This window comes from Flavobacterium sp. DG2-3 (assembly GCF_030730925.1).
Classification (GTDB): Bacteria; Bacteroidota; Bacteroidia; order Flavobacteriales; family Flavobacteriaceae; genus Flavobacterium.
Genome location: NZ_JAVAMB010000018.1, coordinates 1 through 19,086 on the forward strand (window position 1 = coordinate 1; position 19,086 = coordinate 19,086).

The 19,086-nt window shown below is 35.8% G+C and carries 15 protein-coding genes; 7 read left to right on the forward strand and 8 right to left on the reverse strand.

The features are described from left to right. Window positions 1-125 precede the first annotated feature (125 nt). Both Q9Q97_RS19170 and Q9Q97_RS19175 read right to left on the reverse strand, forming a co-directional pair. Window positions 126-887: a porin family protein gene (locus Q9Q97_RS19170; RefSeq protein ID WP_306160050.1), complete on the reverse strand. Its 762-nt coding sequence runs from the start codon at window positions 885-887 to the stop codon at window positions 126-128. A 9-nt stretch (window positions 888-896) separates the two neighbouring features. Next, entirely contained in the window at window positions 897-2,018 is a 1,122-nt protein-coding gene (locus tag Q9Q97_RS19175; protein WP_306160052.1) for a hypothetical protein, read from the reverse strand. 319 nt (window positions 2,019-2,337) lie between these two features. On the opposite strand from Q9Q97_RS19175, the gene Q9Q97_RS19180 reads away from it, so the two are divergent. The 5 genes from Q9Q97_RS19180 (at window position 2,338) to Q9Q97_RS19200 (ending at window position 11,110) form a co-directional block, all read left to right on the forward strand. Continuing rightward, window positions 2,338-2,661: a DUF6660 family protein gene (locus Q9Q97_RS19180; protein WP_306160054.1), complete on the forward strand. Its 324-nt coding sequence runs from the start codon at window positions 2,338-2,340 to the stop codon at window positions 2,659-2,661. Between the two features lie 106 nt (window positions 2,662-2,767). Next, on the forward strand, window positions 2,768-5,890 hold the full coding sequence (locus tag Q9Q97_RS19185) for an efflux RND transporter permease subunit (RefSeq protein WP_306160056.1): 3,123 nt from the start codon (window positions 2,768-2,770) through the stop codon (window positions 5,888-5,890). 141 nt (window positions 5,891-6,031) lie between these two features. After that, a complete protein-coding gene (locus Q9Q97_RS19190) occupies window positions 6,032-7,267 on the forward strand; it encodes a TolC family protein (protein ID WP_306160057.1) in 1,236 nt (411 codons plus the stop codon). 2 nt (window positions 7,268-7,269) lie between these two features. Next, a complete protein-coding gene (locus Q9Q97_RS19195) occupies window positions 7,270-8,535 on the forward strand; it encodes an efflux RND transporter periplasmic adaptor subunit (RefSeq protein ID WP_306160059.1) in 1,266 nt (421 codons plus the stop codon). A 574-nt stretch (window positions 8,536-9,109) separates the two neighbouring features. Further along, window positions 9,110-11,110 (forward strand): heavy metal translocating P-type ATPase, encoded by a 2,001-nt coding sequence (locus Q9Q97_RS19200; protein ID WP_306160061.1) that lies wholly within the window; start codon window positions 9,110-9,112, stop codon window positions 11,108-11,110. Window positions 11,111-11,206: 96 nt separating this feature from the next. Here the strand turns inward: Q9Q97_RS19200 and Q9Q97_RS19205 are convergent, their stop codons facing one another. The 3 genes from Q9Q97_RS19205 to Q9Q97_RS19215 form a co-directional block, all read right to left on the reverse strand. After that, window positions 11,207-12,484, reverse strand: coding sequence for a DUF6624 domain-containing protein (locus Q9Q97_RS19205; RefSeq protein WP_306160062.1), 1,278 nt, complete (start codon window positions 12,482-12,484; stop codon window positions 11,207-11,209). A 95-nt stretch (window positions 12,485-12,579) separates the two neighbouring features. Then, window positions 12,580-13,230: a VOC family protein gene (locus Q9Q97_RS19210; RefSeq protein WP_306160064.1), complete on the reverse strand. Its 651-nt coding sequence runs from the start codon at window positions 13,228-13,230 to the stop codon at window positions 12,580-12,582. 196 nt (window positions 13,231-13,426) lie between these two features. Next, window positions 13,427-13,846: a hypothetical protein gene (locus Q9Q97_RS19215; protein WP_306160066.1), complete on the reverse strand. Its 420-nt coding sequence runs from the start codon at window positions 13,844-13,846 to the stop codon at window positions 13,427-13,429. 270 nt (window positions 13,847-14,116) lie between these two features. On the opposite strand from Q9Q97_RS19215, the gene Q9Q97_RS19220 reads away from it, so the two are divergent. Further along, complete coding sequence (locus Q9Q97_RS19220) at window positions 14,117-14,455, forward strand: type II toxin-antitoxin system RelE/ParE family toxin (RefSeq protein WP_306160068.1); 339 nt, start codon at window positions 14,117-14,119, stop codon at window positions 14,453-14,455. Beyond that, window positions 14,445-14,753, forward strand: a complete 309-nt coding sequence (locus Q9Q97_RS19225) for a helix-turn-helix domain-containing protein (protein ID WP_371878225.1) — start codon at window positions 14,445-14,447, stop codon at window positions 14,751-14,753. The genes Q9Q97_RS19220 and Q9Q97_RS19225 overlap by 11 nt, the downstream gene beginning before the upstream one ends. 92 nt (window positions 14,754-14,845) lie before the next feature. Here the strand turns inward: Q9Q97_RS19225 and Q9Q97_RS19230 are convergent, their stop codons facing one another. From Q9Q97_RS19230 to Q9Q97_RS19240, 3 genes are all read right to left on the reverse strand, one after another. Continuing rightward, window positions 14,846-15,988 (reverse strand): cytochrome-c peroxidase, encoded by a 1,143-nt coding sequence (locus Q9Q97_RS19230; protein WP_306160071.1) that lies wholly within the window; start codon window positions 15,986-15,988, stop codon window positions 14,846-14,848. Between the two features lie 186 nt (window positions 15,989-16,174). After that, a complete protein-coding gene (locus Q9Q97_RS19235; RefSeq protein WP_306160073.1) occupies window positions 16,175-17,638 on the reverse strand; it encodes a hypothetical protein in 1,464 nt (487 codons plus the stop codon). After that, window positions 17,625-19,085, reverse strand: coding sequence for a RagB/SusD family nutrient uptake outer membrane protein (locus tag Q9Q97_RS19240; protein ID WP_306160075.1), 1,461 nt, complete (start codon window positions 19,083-19,085; stop codon window positions 17,625-17,627). Before Q9Q97_RS19240 ends, Q9Q97_RS19235 begins: the two co-directional genes overlap by 14 nt. Window position 19,086: the final 1 nt, after the last annotated feature.

The following is a 19,086-nucleotide window of genomic DNA, read 5'->3' on the forward strand; positions in this document are numbered from 1 at the left end:
CCTTCGGATTCTTTTATATATGGACTTCTAATGAGCGGTTTTAATTTTTAAGATTTAAAAAATCCGTTTTTATCCGCGTTTTTGCAAAGCAAATCCGTTTTATCCGTGTTCCAATAAGCTAAAGTTTATTTCTCATCTTCAGGCAAAATCACTTTATTAAATTCCGCCTTTTCTTCGGCTCTTTTCTGTGCAGCTTTTCCTTTGCCAATCGGAATTCCCGCAGTAACATACAGTGATCGGTTATATTGGTTATTTGGACCATCTCCTTTCATTACCGTTACAAGCCCATAATAATACTGAACGGTAAGATTTAAGCCGTTTCCAACGTTTAGATGATAACCAGTTCCTACTGCAATTCCGGCATCAATTACATGAATCTGGTCTCGGATTTTCTTTTTGTAAATAACATCGTTATCGTTTATTTCGTTCTTAAACTCGTCAAAAGCTTTCGCAAGCAAACCAAACTGAGGCCCCGCTTTAAGATAAATATTGTTTTTAAATTGGTATTTAATCAATATCGGAACATTAAAATACCGAATTTCACGATTTACCCTTCCGCCCGCAAAAGTATTGTCCAGATTTTCATCATTCAAAGAATAAACAGGAATACCTTTCGCTCCCATAGGTGATTTTACAATTACTCCTGTATTAATCATCCAAGCTGGATTTTTTCTTGATCGAATATCAAAATAAAACCCAAGATTAAACCCCGGATTGGCCGCAGAAGAACCCATGTTAGAAATGGTAGAAAAGTTAACGCCGCCCTCAAGACCAAATTCCAAAAACTCCGAATTGAGTTTGTCTCCAAATATTAAGGAAATCAATACTTGAGACTGCAGCTGATTTATCGAAAACAGCATGAAAAGTACAAATAGAGCTTTTTTCATATCATTCGATTATAGTCCAAAACGATACTGAATGCCTCCTAAAGCTTGCGTACGGCTTCCTAAGAAACCAGCTTCAACCCTAAACATAATGTGTTTGTTGTATTGGAATTGAGATCCGATGATGAAATTCCACATATCTTTCGGCCTTTTCTGAAGAGAATATTGCACAGAAGAATTACCTGCAGTACTTAAAGCGCCATCTAAAGTAGCTAGGAAATTTCCAGCGCTTTCTAAAGCTCTATTGGCAGTATTATGTTTGACAACATTTGCTGGATTTTTTTGTTCTGTCGGCGTAAGTCCATCCCACCAAGTATCAACTTTCTGCTGATTTTCAGAAACTTTTTCTAAACCATCATCCACTTTTGTCTGGGCATTTGTCAAGTCAAAAATTTCAGAAAGCGGAATATTTCCGTTTGTATCACCATTAATGTGCACTCTGAATGCTCCAACCCAAACAGCAATATTTTTTTCAGGATCATGTAATTTAAATGTCTTTCCTAAACGCGGACCAAAAACATAAGAAAAAGCAGGTTTATCGAGTGAACTAATATCTGTCCATGCCATATTCATATCCAAAGCCAGCCAGCCACCGCCAATACCGACCGTTGGAGTCATTCCGAAACCAAATGTGGTAGCATTAAAATTGGCTTTTGTGCTAAAATGTGCAATCTGCGACCAGTTATTGTCTGCATCAGGAATATAGATTCCAGCATTAATTTTTGTAGCGGTATTCGCTTTTCCAAAAATTCCGTAGATGTTTAAAAATGGAAGCAGCCAAATATCAGGGCGAATCGTTAATGCACCGGCTTCTACAGAGGATTTATCGAAACGAACAATTTCATCCAGATTATAAAGTGGTCCATTGTTAAAACCAACTTGCAAATCGTTGATTACAATTTCAGAATCCTGCCAAAAATAATTTATTGAGAGTCCCGCAGAATAGGGGAGTTTATATCCTTTTTGAGCCACTTTTTCTCCCCAGATCGGTAAAGCGTAGGGATAGTTGGCAATTTTTAAACTGTCTTTTAATTCTTCATTTTTTTTGCCCACAATTTTATCGGTGTAAACCTGTGCGGAAATTTGCAAGCTGCATAAAAATAATAAGGCTGATATTAGTGGATTACATTTCATTATTATACTGTTATAAAATTAATTAATAAAACTGCGTAAATAAAATCTGTACTAATGTATTCTGAGGAAATTCGGGCTTATTTTGATTTTACAGGTGTATAGGAAATTTTAAAATTGAAAAAGAATTTGGAATAAATTTATCATGTTTATAGTGTTAAAGTTAATTCTTTTTTTTTAACATTTATATTTTTTTTGAAGAAAGTGAAATTGTAATAAAAAGCAAATCAGTTGGTTTGGATAAATAGAAAACTTTTTTCTTTTTTTATTCATTTCAATAATAATTGTGATGTCAAAAGAATAAAGTAGTATTTTTACAGCTGTGAAATGGATAGCAATTATATTATCAATTTACCTGATGGCACTTTCTAATATGCCTTGCGCAGATTTGGAAGTGAATAGCGCTATGCATAAAACGGCTCAGTTTGCTTCAGAAGACAATCATTCACACGATAAAGACAACGATTTATGTTCTCCGTTTTGCGCCTGCAATTGCTGTGGCGTGCAAGTCTTAAGTTATCAGACTGCAATAAGTTTTGAGTTTCCAAAAGCCTATACTCAAATTTCTATTCCTTTACCAAATTACAATTCTGTTTTTATTTCCAATTTCTACGGAAGTATCTGGCAGCCCCCTCAAATAGCATAATGATTGTGCCCGTTCCTGGTTAGGAATACGGGCGAGAGAGTTGTGGACTTTCCACACGTTTACAGACAATTTAATTGTCTCATTTCTCACGTCATTATAGATCCAAATGTTAGATAAAATCATTCAGTTTAGTATAAAGAACAAATTCGTTATACTATTATTTACCCTCGTGCTTATTGCATGGGGAAGTTATTCGCTTAAAAAATTACCGCTCGATGCACTGCCAGATGTAACCAACAATCAGGTGCAGATAATTACCACTGCGCCAACACTGGCGAGTCAGGAAGTCGAGCAATTGATTACGTATCCCTTAGAAAGAGCTGTAAAGACAGTTCCTGATGTTATAGAACTCCGCAGTATTTCCCGATTTGGACTTTCGGTTGTTACTGTCGTTTTTGAAGAAGATGTTGATATTTACTGGGCTCGCGAGCAGATTTTCCAGCGCTTAAAGCAAGCCGAAGAAAACATTCCAGATTATGTAAATTCTCCTGAATTGGCACCAATTTCTACAGGATTGGGAGAAATATACCAATATGATGTGTATGCCAAAAAAGGCTACGAAAACAAATACAGCGCAGTAGAACTGCGAACCATTCAAGATTGGATTATCATTCCGCAATTGCAGGGCATAAAAGGTGTTGCCGAAGTAAGCACTTGGGGCGGAAAACTAAAACAGTTTGAAATCGCCGTCAATCCAAATATGCTCAATAGTCTTGGCGTTACGATTACCGAAATTTTTGATGCTTTAGAAAAAAACAATCAAAATACAGGAGGCGCTTATATTGAAAAAGATCAATATACCTACTTTATTCGCGGTGTCGGAATGGCAAAAGGCGTTAAAGACCTTGAAAATGTAGTTGTAAAAAACCGAAATGGTTCGCCCGTTTTGGTTCGAAATGTGGCACAAGTTCGCGAAGGCGTGGCATTGCGCTACGGTGCATCAACAAAAGACGGAAAAGGCGAAATTGTTTCGGGAATGGTTTTGATGCTGAAAGGCGAAAACTCCAGTGCAGTTGTAGATCGCGTGCACGAAAAAATGGAACAAATTAACAAAAGTCTTCCAGAAGGAGTGGTTGCCGAAGCTTTTATCGACAGAGGGAAATTGGTCGATAATTCTATTAAAACCGTTGCTAAGAATTTATTAGAAGGAGCATTAATTGTGATTTTTGTTCTGATTTTATTTTTAGGAAACCTTCGTGCGGGACTAATCGTCGCTTCTGTAATTCCGTTAGCCATGCTGTTTGCCGTGATTTTAATGAATGCTTTTGGCGTAAGCGGAAACCTGATGAGTTTGGGCGCCATAGATTTCGGAATTATAGTCGACGGAGCCGTCATTATTGTCGAAGCTACGATGCATCATCTACAGCAATTCAAAAACAAAAAAGAATTGACTCAGGAAGAAATGGACGCTGAGGTTTATAATTCGGCTTCTAAAATCAGGAACAGTGCCGCTTTTGGCGAAATTATTATTCTGATCGTATATCTTCCTATTTTAGCACTAATAGGAACTGAAGGCAAAATGTTCAAACCAATGGCAATGACAGTCGGTTTTGCGATTATTGGCGCTTTTATTCTTTCGCTCACTTATATTCCAATGATGAGTGCTTTGTTTCTTTCGAAAAAAACAGAACATAAAGAAAACTTCAGCGATCGCATGATTGCTTGGCTCGAAAGCCGTTATACTCCTTTATTGAAAAAAGCGCTAGAGTTTAAAAAAGTAGTGCTTTCTATTGCCGTTGGATTATTTGCTTTGGCATTTATTGCTTTCCAAAACATGGGAGGCGAATTTATTCCGACAATCGAAGAAGGAGATTTGGCTATAAATGTGACTATTATGACAGGAAGTTCGCTTACGCAAATGGTAGAAACAACCACAAAACTGGAAAAGATTTTGAAAGATAAATTTCCAGAGATCAAAACAATTGTTTCTAAAATTGGAAGCGGTGAGATTCCAACCGATCCGATGCCAATTGAAAGCGGCGATTTGATTATTGTTTTAAAAGACAAAAAAGAATGGAAGGGCAAATACCGTAATTGGGAAGCGCTGGCCAATGCTATGAAAGAAGAAATGGAAGTAATTCCAGGTTCTAATATTGAGATTTCTCAGCCTATTCAGATGCGTTTTAACGAATTAATGACGGGAAGCCGATCTGATATCGCGATTAAGATTTTTGGTGATGATCTGGAAATTCTAGATGCGAAAGCGGCAGAGTTAATTTCGAAAATAAAAGGAATCGAAGGAATTGGAGATTTGAAAGCCGATAAAGTAACGGGGTTACCGCAGATTACAATTAAATACGATTACGATAAAATTGCCCTTTACGGATTGAATATTTCAGATATCAACCAGATCATCCGTTCTTCTTTTGCGGGAGAAGTGGCTGGAAAGATTTATGACGAAAGCAAAAGGTTTGATGTCGTAGTCAGAATGGACGAAAACAATCGAGGAGATATTACCGATGTCAGCAATTTATTCATTCCGCTTCCGAGTGGTCAGCAGGTTCCGTTGTCTCAGGTTGCTTCTGTTGAATACGAACAAGGTCCTGTGCAGGTCATTCGCGAAGACGGAAAACGTAGAATTACCGTTGGTTTAAATGTCCGCGGAAGAGATATTCAAAGTGTTGTAGAGGAGATTCAGACTAAACTCGATACAAGTTTCAAACTTCCTGCGGGCTATTATGTAACGTATGGCGGACAATTTGAAAATCTGATAGAAGCTTCAAAAAGACTTTCTGTAGCCTTGCCAATCGCTTTAGGATTGATTTTGATCTTGCTGTATTTTACTTTCAAAAGCGTAAAACAGGCTTTACTGATTTTTACTGCAATTCCGTTATCGGCAATCGGAGGTGTTTTTGCGCTTTCGCTGAGAGGAATGCCGTTTAGTATTTCTGCCGGAATTGGTTTTATCGCTTTATTCGGAATCGCAGTCCTCAACGGAATTGTATTGATTTCGTATTTCAATCAATTAAAATCAGAAGGCATTTCAGATCCGTTCCAGAGAATCTTAATCGGAACTAAAACACGTTTGCGTCCAGTTTTAATGACCGCAGCCGTAGCTTCTTTAGGATTTCTACCAATGGCATTGTCCACCAGCGGCGGAGCAGAAGTACAGAAACCACTAGCAACGGTAGTTATCGGGGGATTAATTTCAGCAACTTTATTGACGTTAATCGTATTGCCGATTTTGTATTTACTATTGGAGAGGTTTAATCGTGGTAGAATTAGTTAATGAGAAAATTTGATAATTAGATAATTTATTACTGTGCGCATAATAATTTCTCTCGCAGATTTAGCAGATCTGGCAGATTAATTTGAAAAGAAAAAAATTTGCTTAATCTGCAAAATCTGCGGGAGACAAAAAATAAATAAAATGACAACACAATATAAAACCTTTGCGAACTTAGCGATAAAAACCTTGCGAACTTTGCGGTTAAGCACGTTTCTATTAGCAGGAACAGCAACATTTGCACAACAGCCAATCAGCCTTGAAAAAGCAATAGAACTTGCCAAATCCAACAACATCGACTTAAAAATTGCTGATAAAGAAATCGAAAAACAAACCGTACTCAAAAAAGCTGCTTTTCAGCCCGATCCGTTACAAGTACAGTATCAGGGCGGACAATTCAATAGCGTTGATTTTGATCATAATGTTTCGGTGCAGCAGTTTTTTCCGTTAGGGAATATTACAAAAGCTAACAGACAATTGCAGGAAGAACTGGCAAAACTAGCCGAAAAACGAAAAGCATTGTCGGCTTATGAAATTGAAAAAGCCGTGACTTTGGCCTATTATCAATATTTATACGGCGTTTCGATTCAGAAACTTAATTCAGAACTCAATGCCATTTATACCAAATTTTTAAAGAATGCCGAATTACGTTTTAAAACCGGAGAAAGCGGCAACATAGAAGTAATTAGTGCCAAAGCCAAAGTAAAAGAGATTGAAACACAGAAAGCGCAATTAGAATACGATTTGGCAATTTATCAGAAACAATTGCAATTTTTCATTCAGACTGATGAAAATATTGTTCCAGATTCTAAGACCGCTTTGCAGTATACTTTTCTAGAAAATCAGGAAAATACAAAAGCGGAAAGGGTAATGACCGATTTGTATCAGCAGCAGATTTCAGTTTATCAAAAAGAAGCTGGAACCTTTAAAGCTTTGCGTACGCCAAAAGTCGGTTTGGGGTATTTTGCGCAGACCATCAATACCGAGTCTCTGTTTCAGGGTTTTACGGCAGGATTGCAGATTCCGTTGTTTGGAGGCGTTAATACCACCAAAGCAAAAGCAGCTGAAATCGGTATTTCGCAGTCGCAAATGGCTTTAGATAAAAACAAACTGATGCTGAATCTCCAAAGAGAAGAATTACAGAATAACTTCAAAAAACAGCAGCAAAACTTGGCTTATTTCCAAAATGAAGGTTTGCATTATGCCGATCAGATTATTGAAACGGCTCAGAAAAGTTATGCTAATGGCGATATGAGTTATTGGTCGTATATCAGTTTTTTAAATCAAGCGATTGACATTAAAAAGCAATTTGCAGAAGCTACGCACAGCTACAATCAAAGCGCTATCGAGCTTCAATTTCCAACCATCAAAAATTTCTAAAAATGAAAAATACATCTAGTTATTTAACCGCAAAGAGCGCTAAGGTTACGCAAAGAGCGCAAAGTTTAATTTCCCTGCGTGCTTTGCGTTTTGTCTTTGCGTGCTTTGCGGTTATTTCGGCAGTAAGTTGCAACGAAAAGAAAACCGAAGAAACACACGAAGAAGAAAAATCAACAACAGAAGTTGCTTTAACCGTTTCTCAGTACAAAACAGTCGGTATTGAAACAGGAATTGTGGAAGATCGAAATCTGAATAAAATCATCAAAGCAAATGGCTATACGACCGTTCCGCCACAAAATTCGGCTGAGGTTTCGACTTTAATTGGCGGAACTGTAAAAGATATTTATGTTTTGGAAGGCACTTTTGTAAATAAAGGAAAAGTTTTGGCAACCATTCAAAATCTGGAAGTAATTGAAATGCAGGAAGATTACCAGTCAGCTGTTGCTAATGTTGAATATTTACAGTTAGAATACAATCGCCAAAAAACGTTGAGTGATGAAAATGTGAATCCGAGAAAAGTGTTTCAGGAAGTAAAAGCAAAATTAGCAGCCGAAAGAGCCCGCGCGCAGGCAGCAAAAAACAAATTGGATGCTTTGCATGTTTCTACTAAAGGAACTACATCGGTTGTACCAATTGTTTCGCCAATAAATGGTTATGTGGGTAAAATTAATATTGCGAAAGGTGCTTTTGCCAATACAGGAGTTTCGCTTTTTGAAGTTGTTGATAACAGTCAGATGCATTTGGATTTGAATGTGTATGAGAAAGATTTAGGTTCGATTTCGATCGGTCAGGTAATTGACTTTGTATTGACAAATCAGTCGAATAAATCAATTAAAGGAAAGATTTTCGGAATCAATAAATCTTTTTCTAACGAAAGTAAAACCGTTGCTGTTCATGCCAAAATCGATCCTGCTGATGCAAAAGGTTTGATTCCAGGAATGTACGTTTCGGCCAATATTAATATTACGAATGCAACAGTTCCTGCTTTGCCAAAAGATGCTGTAGTGAGAAACGCCGATAAATATTTCGTTTTTATTCAGGAAGAAGATCACGCAGAAGAAAAACACGAACACAAGGAAGGGGAAAAAGAAGAAGTTCACGAAGAGGAAATTCATTTTAAAGCCGTAGAAGTGATTCCAGGAACAACCGATTTGGGTTTTACAGAAATTAAGTTCGTAAATGATGTTCCTGCTGACGCTAAAATTGTTACGAAAGGCGCATTTTATTTGCTTTCAGCGATGAAGGGCGGAGGAGAGCATACGCACTAGTTTTTTAAAGGTGCTAAGATGCTGAGCTACTAAGATGCTGAGTATTATGCTGGCAAAGAAGTGAAGTCGCAAAGTTTTTTTAGCCACGAAGGCGCTAAGACTCTAAGTTTTTTTGTTGCATTTGGTTTAATCTCGCAAAGACGGAAAGACTCGAAGTTTTTTTTATTTTTTAATCTCGCAAAGTCGCAAAGTTTTTTTGCCACGAAGTCGCTAAGAAGCAAAGTTTTTTATCATTTTTTGTCTTCCTGAGCGAAGTCGAAGGACAAGTAAGAAACTCTACAAAGATTGGCGATTTTGTTTGCGGAGCTACTTGCGGAGATCCTTCCTTCGTCAGGATGACAAAAACGAACAAAAACTTTGCGTCTTAGCGACTTTGCGAGCAATTTACAGCGCAACTTAAAAAACTTTGTGCCTTCGCGCCTTCGTAGCAAAAAAACTTTGAGGGAGAAAAAAAACTTAGAGTCTTTGCGACTTCGTGACAAAAAAACAACACAAAATGCTTAAATTTAGGACATTATTTTAAACAAAGTTTCAGAGAAACTAAAACCTGAAACTTGAAACCTGAAATTATAAAATGATACATCAAGATAAAGAAGTAAAAAGCACTAAAAATAAAGCCAAGCCTTCCTGCTGCTGTTCGCATGACGAGCCTGTTCATTCCCATAATGACGGTCACGATCACGAGGGGCACGATCATGAGCATAATGTCGAAGGAAGTTTCTTTAAACTGTTTCTGCCATCCATCATATCTTTCGTTTTACTGCTTATAGGAATTGGGTTTGACAATTATTTCCCGCAAGAATGGTTTTCAGGTTATGTTCGAATCGTTTGGTATGCTGTTGCGTATCTTCCGGTTGGACTTCCGGTTTTGAGAGAAGCTTATGAAAGTATTGTAAAAGGAGATGTTTTCTCAGAGTTTTTTCTAATGTGCATCGCCACAATTGGTGCTTTTGCCATTGGCGAATATCCTGAAGGTGTTGCGGTTATGCTGTTTTATACTATTGGAGAAACCTTTCAAGGGATGGCAGTTAACAAAGCAAAATCAAGTATTAAAAGCTTATTGGATCAGCGTCCAGATGAGGTTCATGTTTTAGAAAATAATGTTGCAATAAAAGTCAAAGCCAAAGAGGTGAGGATTGGAGCGATTATTCAGCTTAAAGCTGGAGAAAAACTGGGTTTGGATGGTGAATTGCTGTCAGATTCTGCTTCGTTTAACACAGCGGCTTTAACGGGAGAAAGCAAACCCGATACTAAAAAGAAAGGCGAAACAGTTCTGGCAGGAATGATAAACGGAAACACGATTGCCGAAGTAAAAGTAACAACAGCTTACAATGACAGTAAATTGTCTAAAATTCTGGAATTGGTACAGAATGCCACAACCAAAAAAGCGCCTGCTGAATTGTTTATTAGAAAGTTTGCTAAAATTTATACGCCAATTGTAGTGTATTTAGCAATTGCGATCTGTTTGATTCCGATGCTTTTTGTTGATAATTATGTTTTTAGCGATTGGTTATATCGAGCTTTGGTTTTCTTAGTTATTTCATGTCCTTGTGCATTGGTTATCAGTATTCCGCTTGGTTATTTCGGCGGAATTGGCGCTGCAAGTAAAAACGGAATCCTGTTTAAAGGCAGTAATTTTCTGGATAGTATTTCGACAATCCAAAATGTTGTGGTAGACAAAACGGGAACCATGACAGAAGGTGTTTTTAAAGTTCAGGAAGTCATTATAAAACCTGAATTTAATAAAGAAGAGATCCTGAAACTTGTTAATGCTTTAGAAAGCAGAAGCACGCATCCTGTTGCCACAGCCATTCACAATCATGTTGGAGTAATTGATTCTTCTATTGAATTGAAAAATATTGAGGAAATATCTGGACATGGTTTAAAAGCTGTTTATAACGGAAAAGAATTGTATGTCGGGAATTTCAAACTTCTAGATAAATATTTGATTTCATACGATATTGATCCTTCTACAATAGTTTACACCACAATTGCGATTGCTTACGATGGAAAATTCGCTGGCTATTTAACAATTGCTGATGAAATTAAGGAGGATGCCAAAGAAACGGTTTCTAAACTCAAATCGTTAGGCGTAAAACTAACCATGTTGAGCGGCGATAAGAACAATGTGGTTCAGTTTGTGGCTGATAAACTCGGAATTACAAAAGCTTTTGGCGATTTGCTTCCAGAAGATAAAGTCAACAAAGTCAACGAAATTAAAGCCAAAAACGAAACAATTGCCTTTGTGGGCGACGGAGTAAATGATGCGCCTGTAATTGCTTTAAGTACAGTAGGAATTGCAATGGGAGGTTTAGGAAGCGACGCAGCAATAGAAACCGCCGATGTTGTGATTCAGGACGATAAGCCAAGTAAAATTGCAATGGCAATTAATATCGGGAAACAAACTAAAAAAATTGTCTGGCAGAATATTGTTTTGGCTTTTGCCGTAAAAGCTTTCGTTTTAATCCTTGGTGCGGGAGGACTCGCTACAATGTGGGAAGCGGTTTTTGCAGATGTTGGAGTAGCTTTATTAGCGATTTTGAATGCAGTTCGGATTCAGAGGATGAAGTTTTAATAAAGAATAAATCTGCCTCATCTGCTCAATCTGCGAGCGGTAAATACTCTCACAGATTTGGCAGATCGTGCAGATAAAAAATAGATTTTCTATAAATTAAATCATGGAGATTATATCTTTCCATCTATTTTCAGAATGGAAAGTTTCAAACTCTTTGTTCGATAAAAGTACTTTCTTGTTTAAATCACCGCGAAGATAATTTAGGCTCAAAAAATCTAAAGAAATGCTTCGGTATTGTTCTTCGTTTGTCAGATTGTAAATTTTAGCAAAAAGTGCTGCCGCTTCAAAGTTTTGAGCACTTGTCATTCCCCCTAAAATCATCGAGGCATTGTTGTAGTTGTCATATACTTTCTGAAATTCTTTTGTTTGGTAATATTTTTTGGCTTCAGCAATAAGATTAAAAGTATCTTCCTGATCTTTTTTATCCTTTTTTGAAGCTTCTGCAGCTGTCGCAAGTATATATTTAAAGCCATAATTTAAAGCATAGATTCTTAAGGGAAGAAGTCCGAAAGCTACTCTTCTTTTATCGGCTTCATTTTCTTTAATGATGCCTCTAAAGCCTGAAGCTTCTCCGTTTTGTGTCCAGTTTACTTGCGTTCCGTAAAGCTGTTTATAATTTAAGTTGCATTGCACTCTATCGTACAGAAAAGCATAATTTTCCAGATCGAGTTCTTTTGTTGCTTTTAATTTTTCCATTTCGCGTAAAGCCGCTTTTTGAAAAAGAATATCCTGATCGGCATGCTGAACAAGAAGCCAGAAATTATGAGCGCCATCTTTTCCTATTTGAGATATTTTGGGCCAGCCCTTATTTTTCAGGATTTCTTTAGCAGCAGAAAGGTTTTTATAATCCAGTTCGTTAATCTTTTGCTGTAAAGCATTCAGCTCAGCAGGATCTGAAGTCTGAATTTTTAAATATCTGATTTTCTGATCTTCAATTCCCATTGCATTAACCTGTTTTCGAAGTTCGGGAAGTAACAGCGTCTTTTCGAATTCCTGTTCTTTTAAACGTGCTTTTTGCGTTATTGCATTCCATTCTTCCCGATAATTTTTTCGAATGAAATCAAAATACGGATCTATTATTAATTGCTCTGCTTCAGTCCAGCCTTTATCCAAAGAAATGTTTAGATATTTAAAAGATTGTGTTTTATTTCCATCTAAAGAATACATTCCAGCCGCTTTATAGGCATTTAACGCATCGGGTTGCTCAATTGAAAATGCTTTTTCCAGTTTCGGAATCGCTTTTTTATAGTCTTTTTGAAGATGCAGTAACGAGGCTTCTGCGATTAATGCTTCATATTCCAAATGGGTTTGTGCCTGAACAGTATAAAAACTAAATAATAGCAGTACAAACGCTTTGATATTATTTGAAATCATTTTCTGATGGTTTTGGAAGATGAAAATACAAAATTATATTTTTATATGTTTGATTTATAGCTCTTAAAAAACATATTCACATTCTAAAGTAGACCTTAAAAATGCAATTCGACTAAATTTTCATTGTTTTCCAAAGATATTTTCACAGGATTGCTTTCTGCAGGAGTTTGTGTAGGATACCAGTTTCGGTTTGGTCTAACTAAAATCAGTAAACCATTATCATCTCCAATAGCAGAGAAAAATTCACTGTTATCATTTTTAGAAAAGAAATGCAGTCCGTGTTCTTCAATTAATTGTTTTCCGAGTTCAAGCGGATTTTCGTTTACAATTCCGATTTCGCTAATATTTAAAATGGATGCCGAATTAAATTCACCAACTTGTTCGTTATTAAGATCATGTCTGGCAATGAATTCTAATAAATTTCCGTTGTTGTCGTAAAAATAAACGGCGTGTGCATTCCAGTTTTCAAAATGGGTAATAACTTTTTTATCTTCAATTAAAATCAAATCCACTTTGTTCTGGCACCATTCAATAGCTTCTTCAAGCTGGTTTTCAGGAATATTAAAGGCAAAGTGATAAATAGAATTAAACTGCGGATCTTCAACAAATTTTAGAATAGATTCTCCAGCCTGAATGGTGACGGAGTTTTTATCATTTTCTAAAATAAATAGTTCTAAAACTTCCTGATAAAATGATTTTGTTCTGTGAATATCTTTTGTGCTGATTTGAATCTGATCTATTTTCATAATGGTGTTTTTTATAAAAGAAATAACTTCTCTAGAGTGATAAACAAATTTAAAAATGCCAGTTTATATTATGAAAGCTTCGCTATTTTATGCTTCAATGAAATTATAGTAAATTACTATTTTAAAATGTATTTAGCAATAAAAAATCCGTTTCAGATAAATGAAACGGATTCTTAAATGTTTTAAAAAGAAGGGTTTAAGCCATATCGATTAATCCTCTTTTTACGACATAATAATCGTTATTTTTTTCTAGCTGAAATTGCGCAACAAATCCAGAAGGTTCGCCCATATAAGTTACGCTGACATCAAAATATCTTTTATCGTTTTCGTTTTCGTCTCCCCACATAAAATCATCCAGAATATCAAGGTTTCCAAGCCATTCTAAGTTCTTCAACCATTCTCTTCCTTCAAAGGATTCATCTTCAGCAATTTCGTGAATAAGATAATGATCACGCCAGATTACATGAATAGACTCTTCCCAATCGTCATATAAATGATCAACGCTGTTTTTAGCATTGTCTAATTCTCCTTTTTTTAAATAAGCAAAAAAATCTTCAACTGCTTTTTGGGCTTCAAGTTCGGTTGGTTTTTCTTTCCAGGTTTTAAAGGTTGCCATAAATTTTTAGTTTAAAATATTGATTTAGGGATGTTTAATAGCTATTTTGTTCTATGCAAATAAACTAATTTTTTATTGATTTAGATTATATCGAGATTCTTTTGCAATCATTTTTTTTATTCCATGAAAAAACTAACTGTTGTCTAAGTGCTAATAATTTTGAAATATTTTATTTATACGTATTTTCTTTCTTTTTGTATTTTTGCATTGAAAATGATCAGGATTTAAAATTAAAAAAGTTTCACTTTAGTGAAACTTAATTATATTTGTATGAAGAAACGAAGAGAAATTATATTTTTTAAAAACTATTTTGAAGAATTCTTTTTAAAACAAGGTGAGAAAGTTAAGGCAAAGATAATCTGGACTCTACAGCTTATAGAAGAGCTAGATAAAATTCCGGAAACTTATCTTAAGCATATTGAAAGTACTGATGGATTATATGAAATAAGGGTTCAGTATGGAAGTGATATATTTCGAATATTTTGCTTTTTTGAAGAGGGTAAATTAATAGTGTTGGCAAATGGTTTTCAAAAGAAAACTCAAAAGACACCAAAGAAAGAAATTCTGAAGGCACTTAAAATTAGAGAAGAATATGAAAATGAAAAATAATGCAGAAAGTAATATCACAAGTTTAGATCAATTTAAAGATAAGCATTACGGAAAAATTGGTTCTAAAAAACGTGATACTCTAGAGAAAGGTTATGAAAGCTTTAAAATTGGAGCGCTCTTACTTGAGGCGAGATTACAAAAGGGTATGACACAGGAGCAGCTTGCTGAGAAAACCGGAACCACAAAATCATATATTTCAAAAATAGAAAATAATGTAAAAGAAGTACGATTTTCAACACTTCAGAAAATTGTTGAAATTGGTTTGGGAGGTCAATTAGAATTATCAATCAAAATTTAATTAATAGCTAAACAAAAAAAGTCCGTTTCAATTAAGAAACGGACTTTAGCGATTTGCAGATTTTTGGGGCAATTTGCAAATCATCAACTAACTTATTTTGGCATTTCTGGAACCATAATTCTTCGTGTTGGAGTACTTAAAGTTTCAATAAAGGCTAGTAAATCGCCCATTTCTTCTTTACTCAAATCTAGTTTTCTCAACATTGGATCTGATTTAGGAATCAAAGAATCTCTTGCTGTACCTAAATATTTCTTTTGAACAGGAGACGGATTTCCTAAATTGTACAATTCGACAACATCCAATAAAGTAGGGAAGTGGCCGTGATGCATCCAAGGTTTTGTATTTACGACTTCGCGAAGTGTTGGTGTTCTGAATTTGCCAATATCTTTAACATCTTTGGTCACATTATAGCGTCCGAAATCTTCATTTTTGGTTCCGAATAAAGTCTGGCCATCATTATGAAACTGATTATCGCTGAAATACGGGGTATTATGACAGTTAATGCATTGCGCTTTGGTTCGAAACAAATGCATTCCTTTTACTTGCTGATCGGTATAAGCTTCAGATTTTCCGCTTACAAACTGATCAAATTTACTTTTCGGACTGTTAATAGATCTTTCGAAAGTGGCAATCGCATATTGAATTCTTTCTAAAGTCACTTTTTTATCTCCAAAAGCCGCTGTAAACAATGAATTGTAACCTTTAATTTTAGCAATCTTATCAACGGCAATCGTTAGTTTTTCATTCATTTCCAACGGATCTTGAACAGGAAACTGCGCTTGATCTTCTAGACTCGAAGCGCGACCGTCCCAAAATAAAGAAGTGGCATAGGCTGAGTTTAGAATTGTCATCGAATTACGTTTTCCCGTTTGACGGTCGTGTCCAAATGAACGCGTTAGATTGTCCGTCCAGCCCAACTCTGGATTGTGACAAGAAGCACAGGCAATTTGCCCGCTTCGTGACAAACGCGGATCAAAAAACAATACTTTTCCCAGACTTTCTTTTTCCTTCGAATACGGATTATAAGCAGGATAGGGAACCGCAGGAAGCACGCCAATATCTTGAAATTTAGATTTGTCGACATTTTCATGCAATTCTGCAGTGGGCCATTTTGAAGTGTCTCCGCTAGAGTACACTTTCCTCAGTTCCTGAATATCGGTATAATCAGGACCTTCAGAAGCCTTGTAAGCCGATAATCCGAGCAGGAATAAGACGGGTAAGATTAGTTTTTTCAATTCTATTTTGTTTTTGTTTTTGTTTTTTGTTTTTTTTGTTTCAGGTTTCAAGTTTCACGTTGCTCTGCAGACGTTAGATTTGAAACTTGATACGTTCTGAGCCTCCAAAAGCTTTGTCAAAGTTTAAAACTTGGACAAAGCTCTTTTAAGTTCCGCTACTGACCACTAGAAGCTGATCACTGACCACTAAAGCGTAACTTCTTTAGGACATGGAATGCTAAGAGCTGCAGGTTTTGGATACGCTCTATTGTTGTACATTCTGTATTGTGTCGAAACCGTTCCTCCAAACAGTTTGTCGTTTGTCAATTTTAATTCGAATGAAATTTCAAAAAGACCATTGCTGATTTCTTTATAAGTTCCTTCACCTGAGATTGCAATTTGATAAGTGTTGTCTTTATCTTTTCCGATGGTTAAATCTTGCGGAATTACTAAAACAGTTCCTTCCGTTTTGCTGTTTCCGTTTGCCGGGAAAAATTCTAAAGCTGAGGTAATGTTAAATCCAGGAGAAATAGCAGCTGAGTTGCTTTCGTTAGAAAACCACCTTTTTAAACCAAAAGAATTGACAGTATTGGTTCCGCTGGCAACGTTAAAACCAATTTTGAACGCATCGTGGTACACATCGTCATTTGGATTAGCAGTTCCTTTGTCGCTGTAAAGAATAGCATTTTCATTATCTTTTGAGACAATAATCGGGAAAGTTAAAGCATTAAATGTCTGCCATGCACAACCACTAGCATTACTAAACCAATGTTCGCCATAAGTCAGATAAAAAGCATTCGTCGGATCTGTAAATTTTGATGCAGGGTAGGCTTGAACATCTCTTGGAGATTTTATGGGTTTTACAATAGTTAAATTGATATTTCCCGTTGCAGTATAGTTCGGAATATTTACAAGTGTTAGTTTAGACTCGTATCGAACATCATCATTTTGAAGATCCTCTAAAAGAGTTAAATGATAGGTTACCGAAGTTCTGTTGTCACCATAATCATCATGCGTTAAAGAATATTCGAATCCGTTTTGGAATTTAAAAATAGAAGCATTTTCAATTTCTTCAGGGAAAAAACCATTCGGATAATTTACTTGAAAATCAATTTTTTCTCCTATTTCACCTTTAATATTGTATTGCGTTACCGGAAAAGTGTAATTAGTAGCAATGGTTCCTAAATCAATCGTGAAAGTATTGTTTGGATATGTAGAATTCAGGTTTCCAATATGAATATCAGGATCAGAAACGGTTTCTAATTTTAATGTAATATTTTGACTTTCAGTCCATCTTTTATCAAACGATACAAAAATAGTGTCGGTTAATCTACTGCCCTGAAAAGAAAGTTGATTGACAGGATTTACACGAAAACTGTCGCTTTCACCATTTGTTTCAGCACTAAAATTTGCTGTAACAGTTCCTTTTAATTCGCGCGCTGTTAAAGCTACAGGAACTTTTAATGTTTTGACAGATTTGTTTTCATAAGTAGACTGCGGAACTAAATTTCCGTTTACGGTAGGGTATTCTAGAGGCGTATTGTCACTTTTGACTAAAAAATTAAATCTTAAAAAAGGATCAATATCTGAGCCTAATTTGTAATCATCTTTAGAACATGAAATATATAATAAGGCTGTAAATAATATACTGAATATCTTAATACGAGTCATTTTGCTGCAAGTTTGGGTTAAGATTAGTGTTGAATGTTGGTATTGGCAGTACGTATTTTAATGACGGATAAGTCATACTACAAACCGTAGCGATACAACCGTCATTTCTAGAAATATCTTTATGCATTCTAGCAATATCAAAAAACAAGAAACCTTCAAAGCATAATTCTTTTCTTCGTTCTAAAAAGATGTTTTCTTTAAGATTGTCTGTATTGGTCAATAATGATGCATTGGCGCGCGCGCGAATGATGTTGATATCTGCCATTGCCAAATCGGCTCTGTTGGTTTCTAGCGCTGCTTCGGCACGAATCAAGTACATTTCGCTAAGTCTGAAAGCTACATAACCAGCATTGTTCTGGAATTTCTTGGTAAAATTGTACTCAAGATAAGTCTGAACGCCACTTACTAATGTAAAAAGTGATTTTGTTAAGAATAATTGCTTTCTTGAATCTGTGCTTTCGTAAAGATTAACTAAATCATTTGAAGCTGTATATTTTCCAAAATTTGAATCTGTGGTGTAACCATAAGTCTGACTCATCGATGAAGAAACACTTCCTTCAGTATCTTTTGGATTTGAAAATTCCAGTAAGATTTCAGACACTGGAAGATCTGGTTTTTCCCATTCTGAAATTAAAGTTTCTTTGCTAGTTAGCACAACGCCAGAATTGCTAATTACATCATTAGCCATTTCGTAAGCATTAGACCAATCTCCCTTTTGAAGATAAACTCTAGCCAATAATGCTTTTGTATTTTTTCTATTAAAGAAAGAATAATCGGCCCCAGAAAGCAGTGAAGAGTCTGCATAATTATCGATAGCGGTTTTTAAATCCTCAATAATTAAAGAATACGTTTCGGCAGCAGTTTTTCTGGCAGGATATTGTATACCAGATTTAATAGATTCTGCGCTGTAAACAATTCCTAAATGTGATGCATCTGGAGTATATTTATAATCTTGACTGTAAACAAGAGATAAAAGAAAATGTGTATATGCCCTTACAGCCAAAGCTTCTGCTTTTATTTGGTTTTTCTCTGCGTCGGTAGCATCGGTTAGGGCAGGAGTATATTCTAAAATTAAATTCGCCTGATTTATTATATCATAACTATTATCGTAAAATGATTTGAAATCACTCGTTAGCGCCACATCTTCAAAAGAATAAACTTGTTGAAGATTTGTCGCTGGAGAAATTTGTCCCCTAAGACTTCCCGTTGCAGTTGGAGTAAATTTTATATTACCGCCTTGCAAATCAGCATAAGCTGCGTAACGGTCTGGTCTTACATTAGCTTCTACTTCGGTGTAAAGACCAGTAAGTGCCTGCAAAACTCCTGTTTTATTCTGTAAAAGTTCGTCTATAGAAGTTTGTGTTCCAGGTTCTTGTTCTAAAAAGTCACTACAGCTTTGTAATGAAAGCATTAGAAAAAATATAGATAAGTATTTTGAATATTTCATT

Bases quoted from the DNA above. Each gene is read 5' to 3' on its own strand.
- Q9Q97_RS19175 (WP_306160052.1), bottom strand. From the start codon at position 2,018: ATGAAATGTAATCCACTAATATCAGCCTTATTATTTTTATGCAGCTTG.
- Q9Q97_RS19190 (WP_306160057.1), top strand. From the start codon at position 6,032: ATGACAACACAATATAAAACCTTTGCGAACTTAGCGATAAAAACCTTG.
- Q9Q97_RS19170 (WP_306160050.1), bottom strand. From the start codon at position 887: ATGAAAAAAGCTCTATTTGTACTTTTCATGCTGTTTTCGATAAATCAG.
- Q9Q97_RS19240 (WP_306160075.1), bottom strand. From the start codon at position 19,085: ATGAAATATTCAAAATACTTATCTATATTTTTTCTAATGCTTTCATTA.
- Q9Q97_RS19215 (WP_306160066.1), bottom strand. From the start codon at position 13,846: ATGGCAACCTTTAAAACCTGGAAAGAAAAACCAACCGAACTTGAAGCC.
- Q9Q97_RS19210 (WP_306160064.1), bottom strand. From the start codon at position 13,230: ATGAAAATAGATCAGATTCAAATCAGCACAAAAGATATTCACAGAACA.
- Q9Q97_RS19205 (WP_306160062.1), bottom strand. From the start codon at position 12,484: ATGATTTCAAATAATATCAAAGCGTTTGTACTGCTATTATTTAGTTTT.
- Q9Q97_RS19195 (WP_306160059.1), top strand. From the start codon at position 7,270: ATGAAAAATACATCTAGTTATTTAACCGCAAAGAGCGCTAAGGTTACG.
- Q9Q97_RS19185 (WP_306160056.1), top strand. From the start codon at position 2,768: ATGTTAGATAAAATCATTCAGTTTAGTATAAAGAACAAATTCGTTATA.
- Q9Q97_RS19220 (WP_306160068.1), top strand. From the start codon at position 14,117: ATGAAGAAACGAAGAGAAATTATATTTTTTAAAAACTATTTTGAAGAA.
- Q9Q97_RS19235 (WP_306160073.1), bottom strand. From the start codon at position 17,638: ATGACTCGTATTAAGATATTCAGTATATTATTTACAGCCTTATTATAT.
- Q9Q97_RS19200 (WP_306160061.1), top strand. From the start codon at position 9,110: ATGATACATCAAGATAAAGAAGTAAAAAGCACTAAAAATAAAGCCAAG.
- Q9Q97_RS19225 (WP_371878225.1), top strand. From the start codon at position 14,445: ATGAAAAATAATGCAGAAAGTAATATCACAAGTTTAGATCAATTTAAA.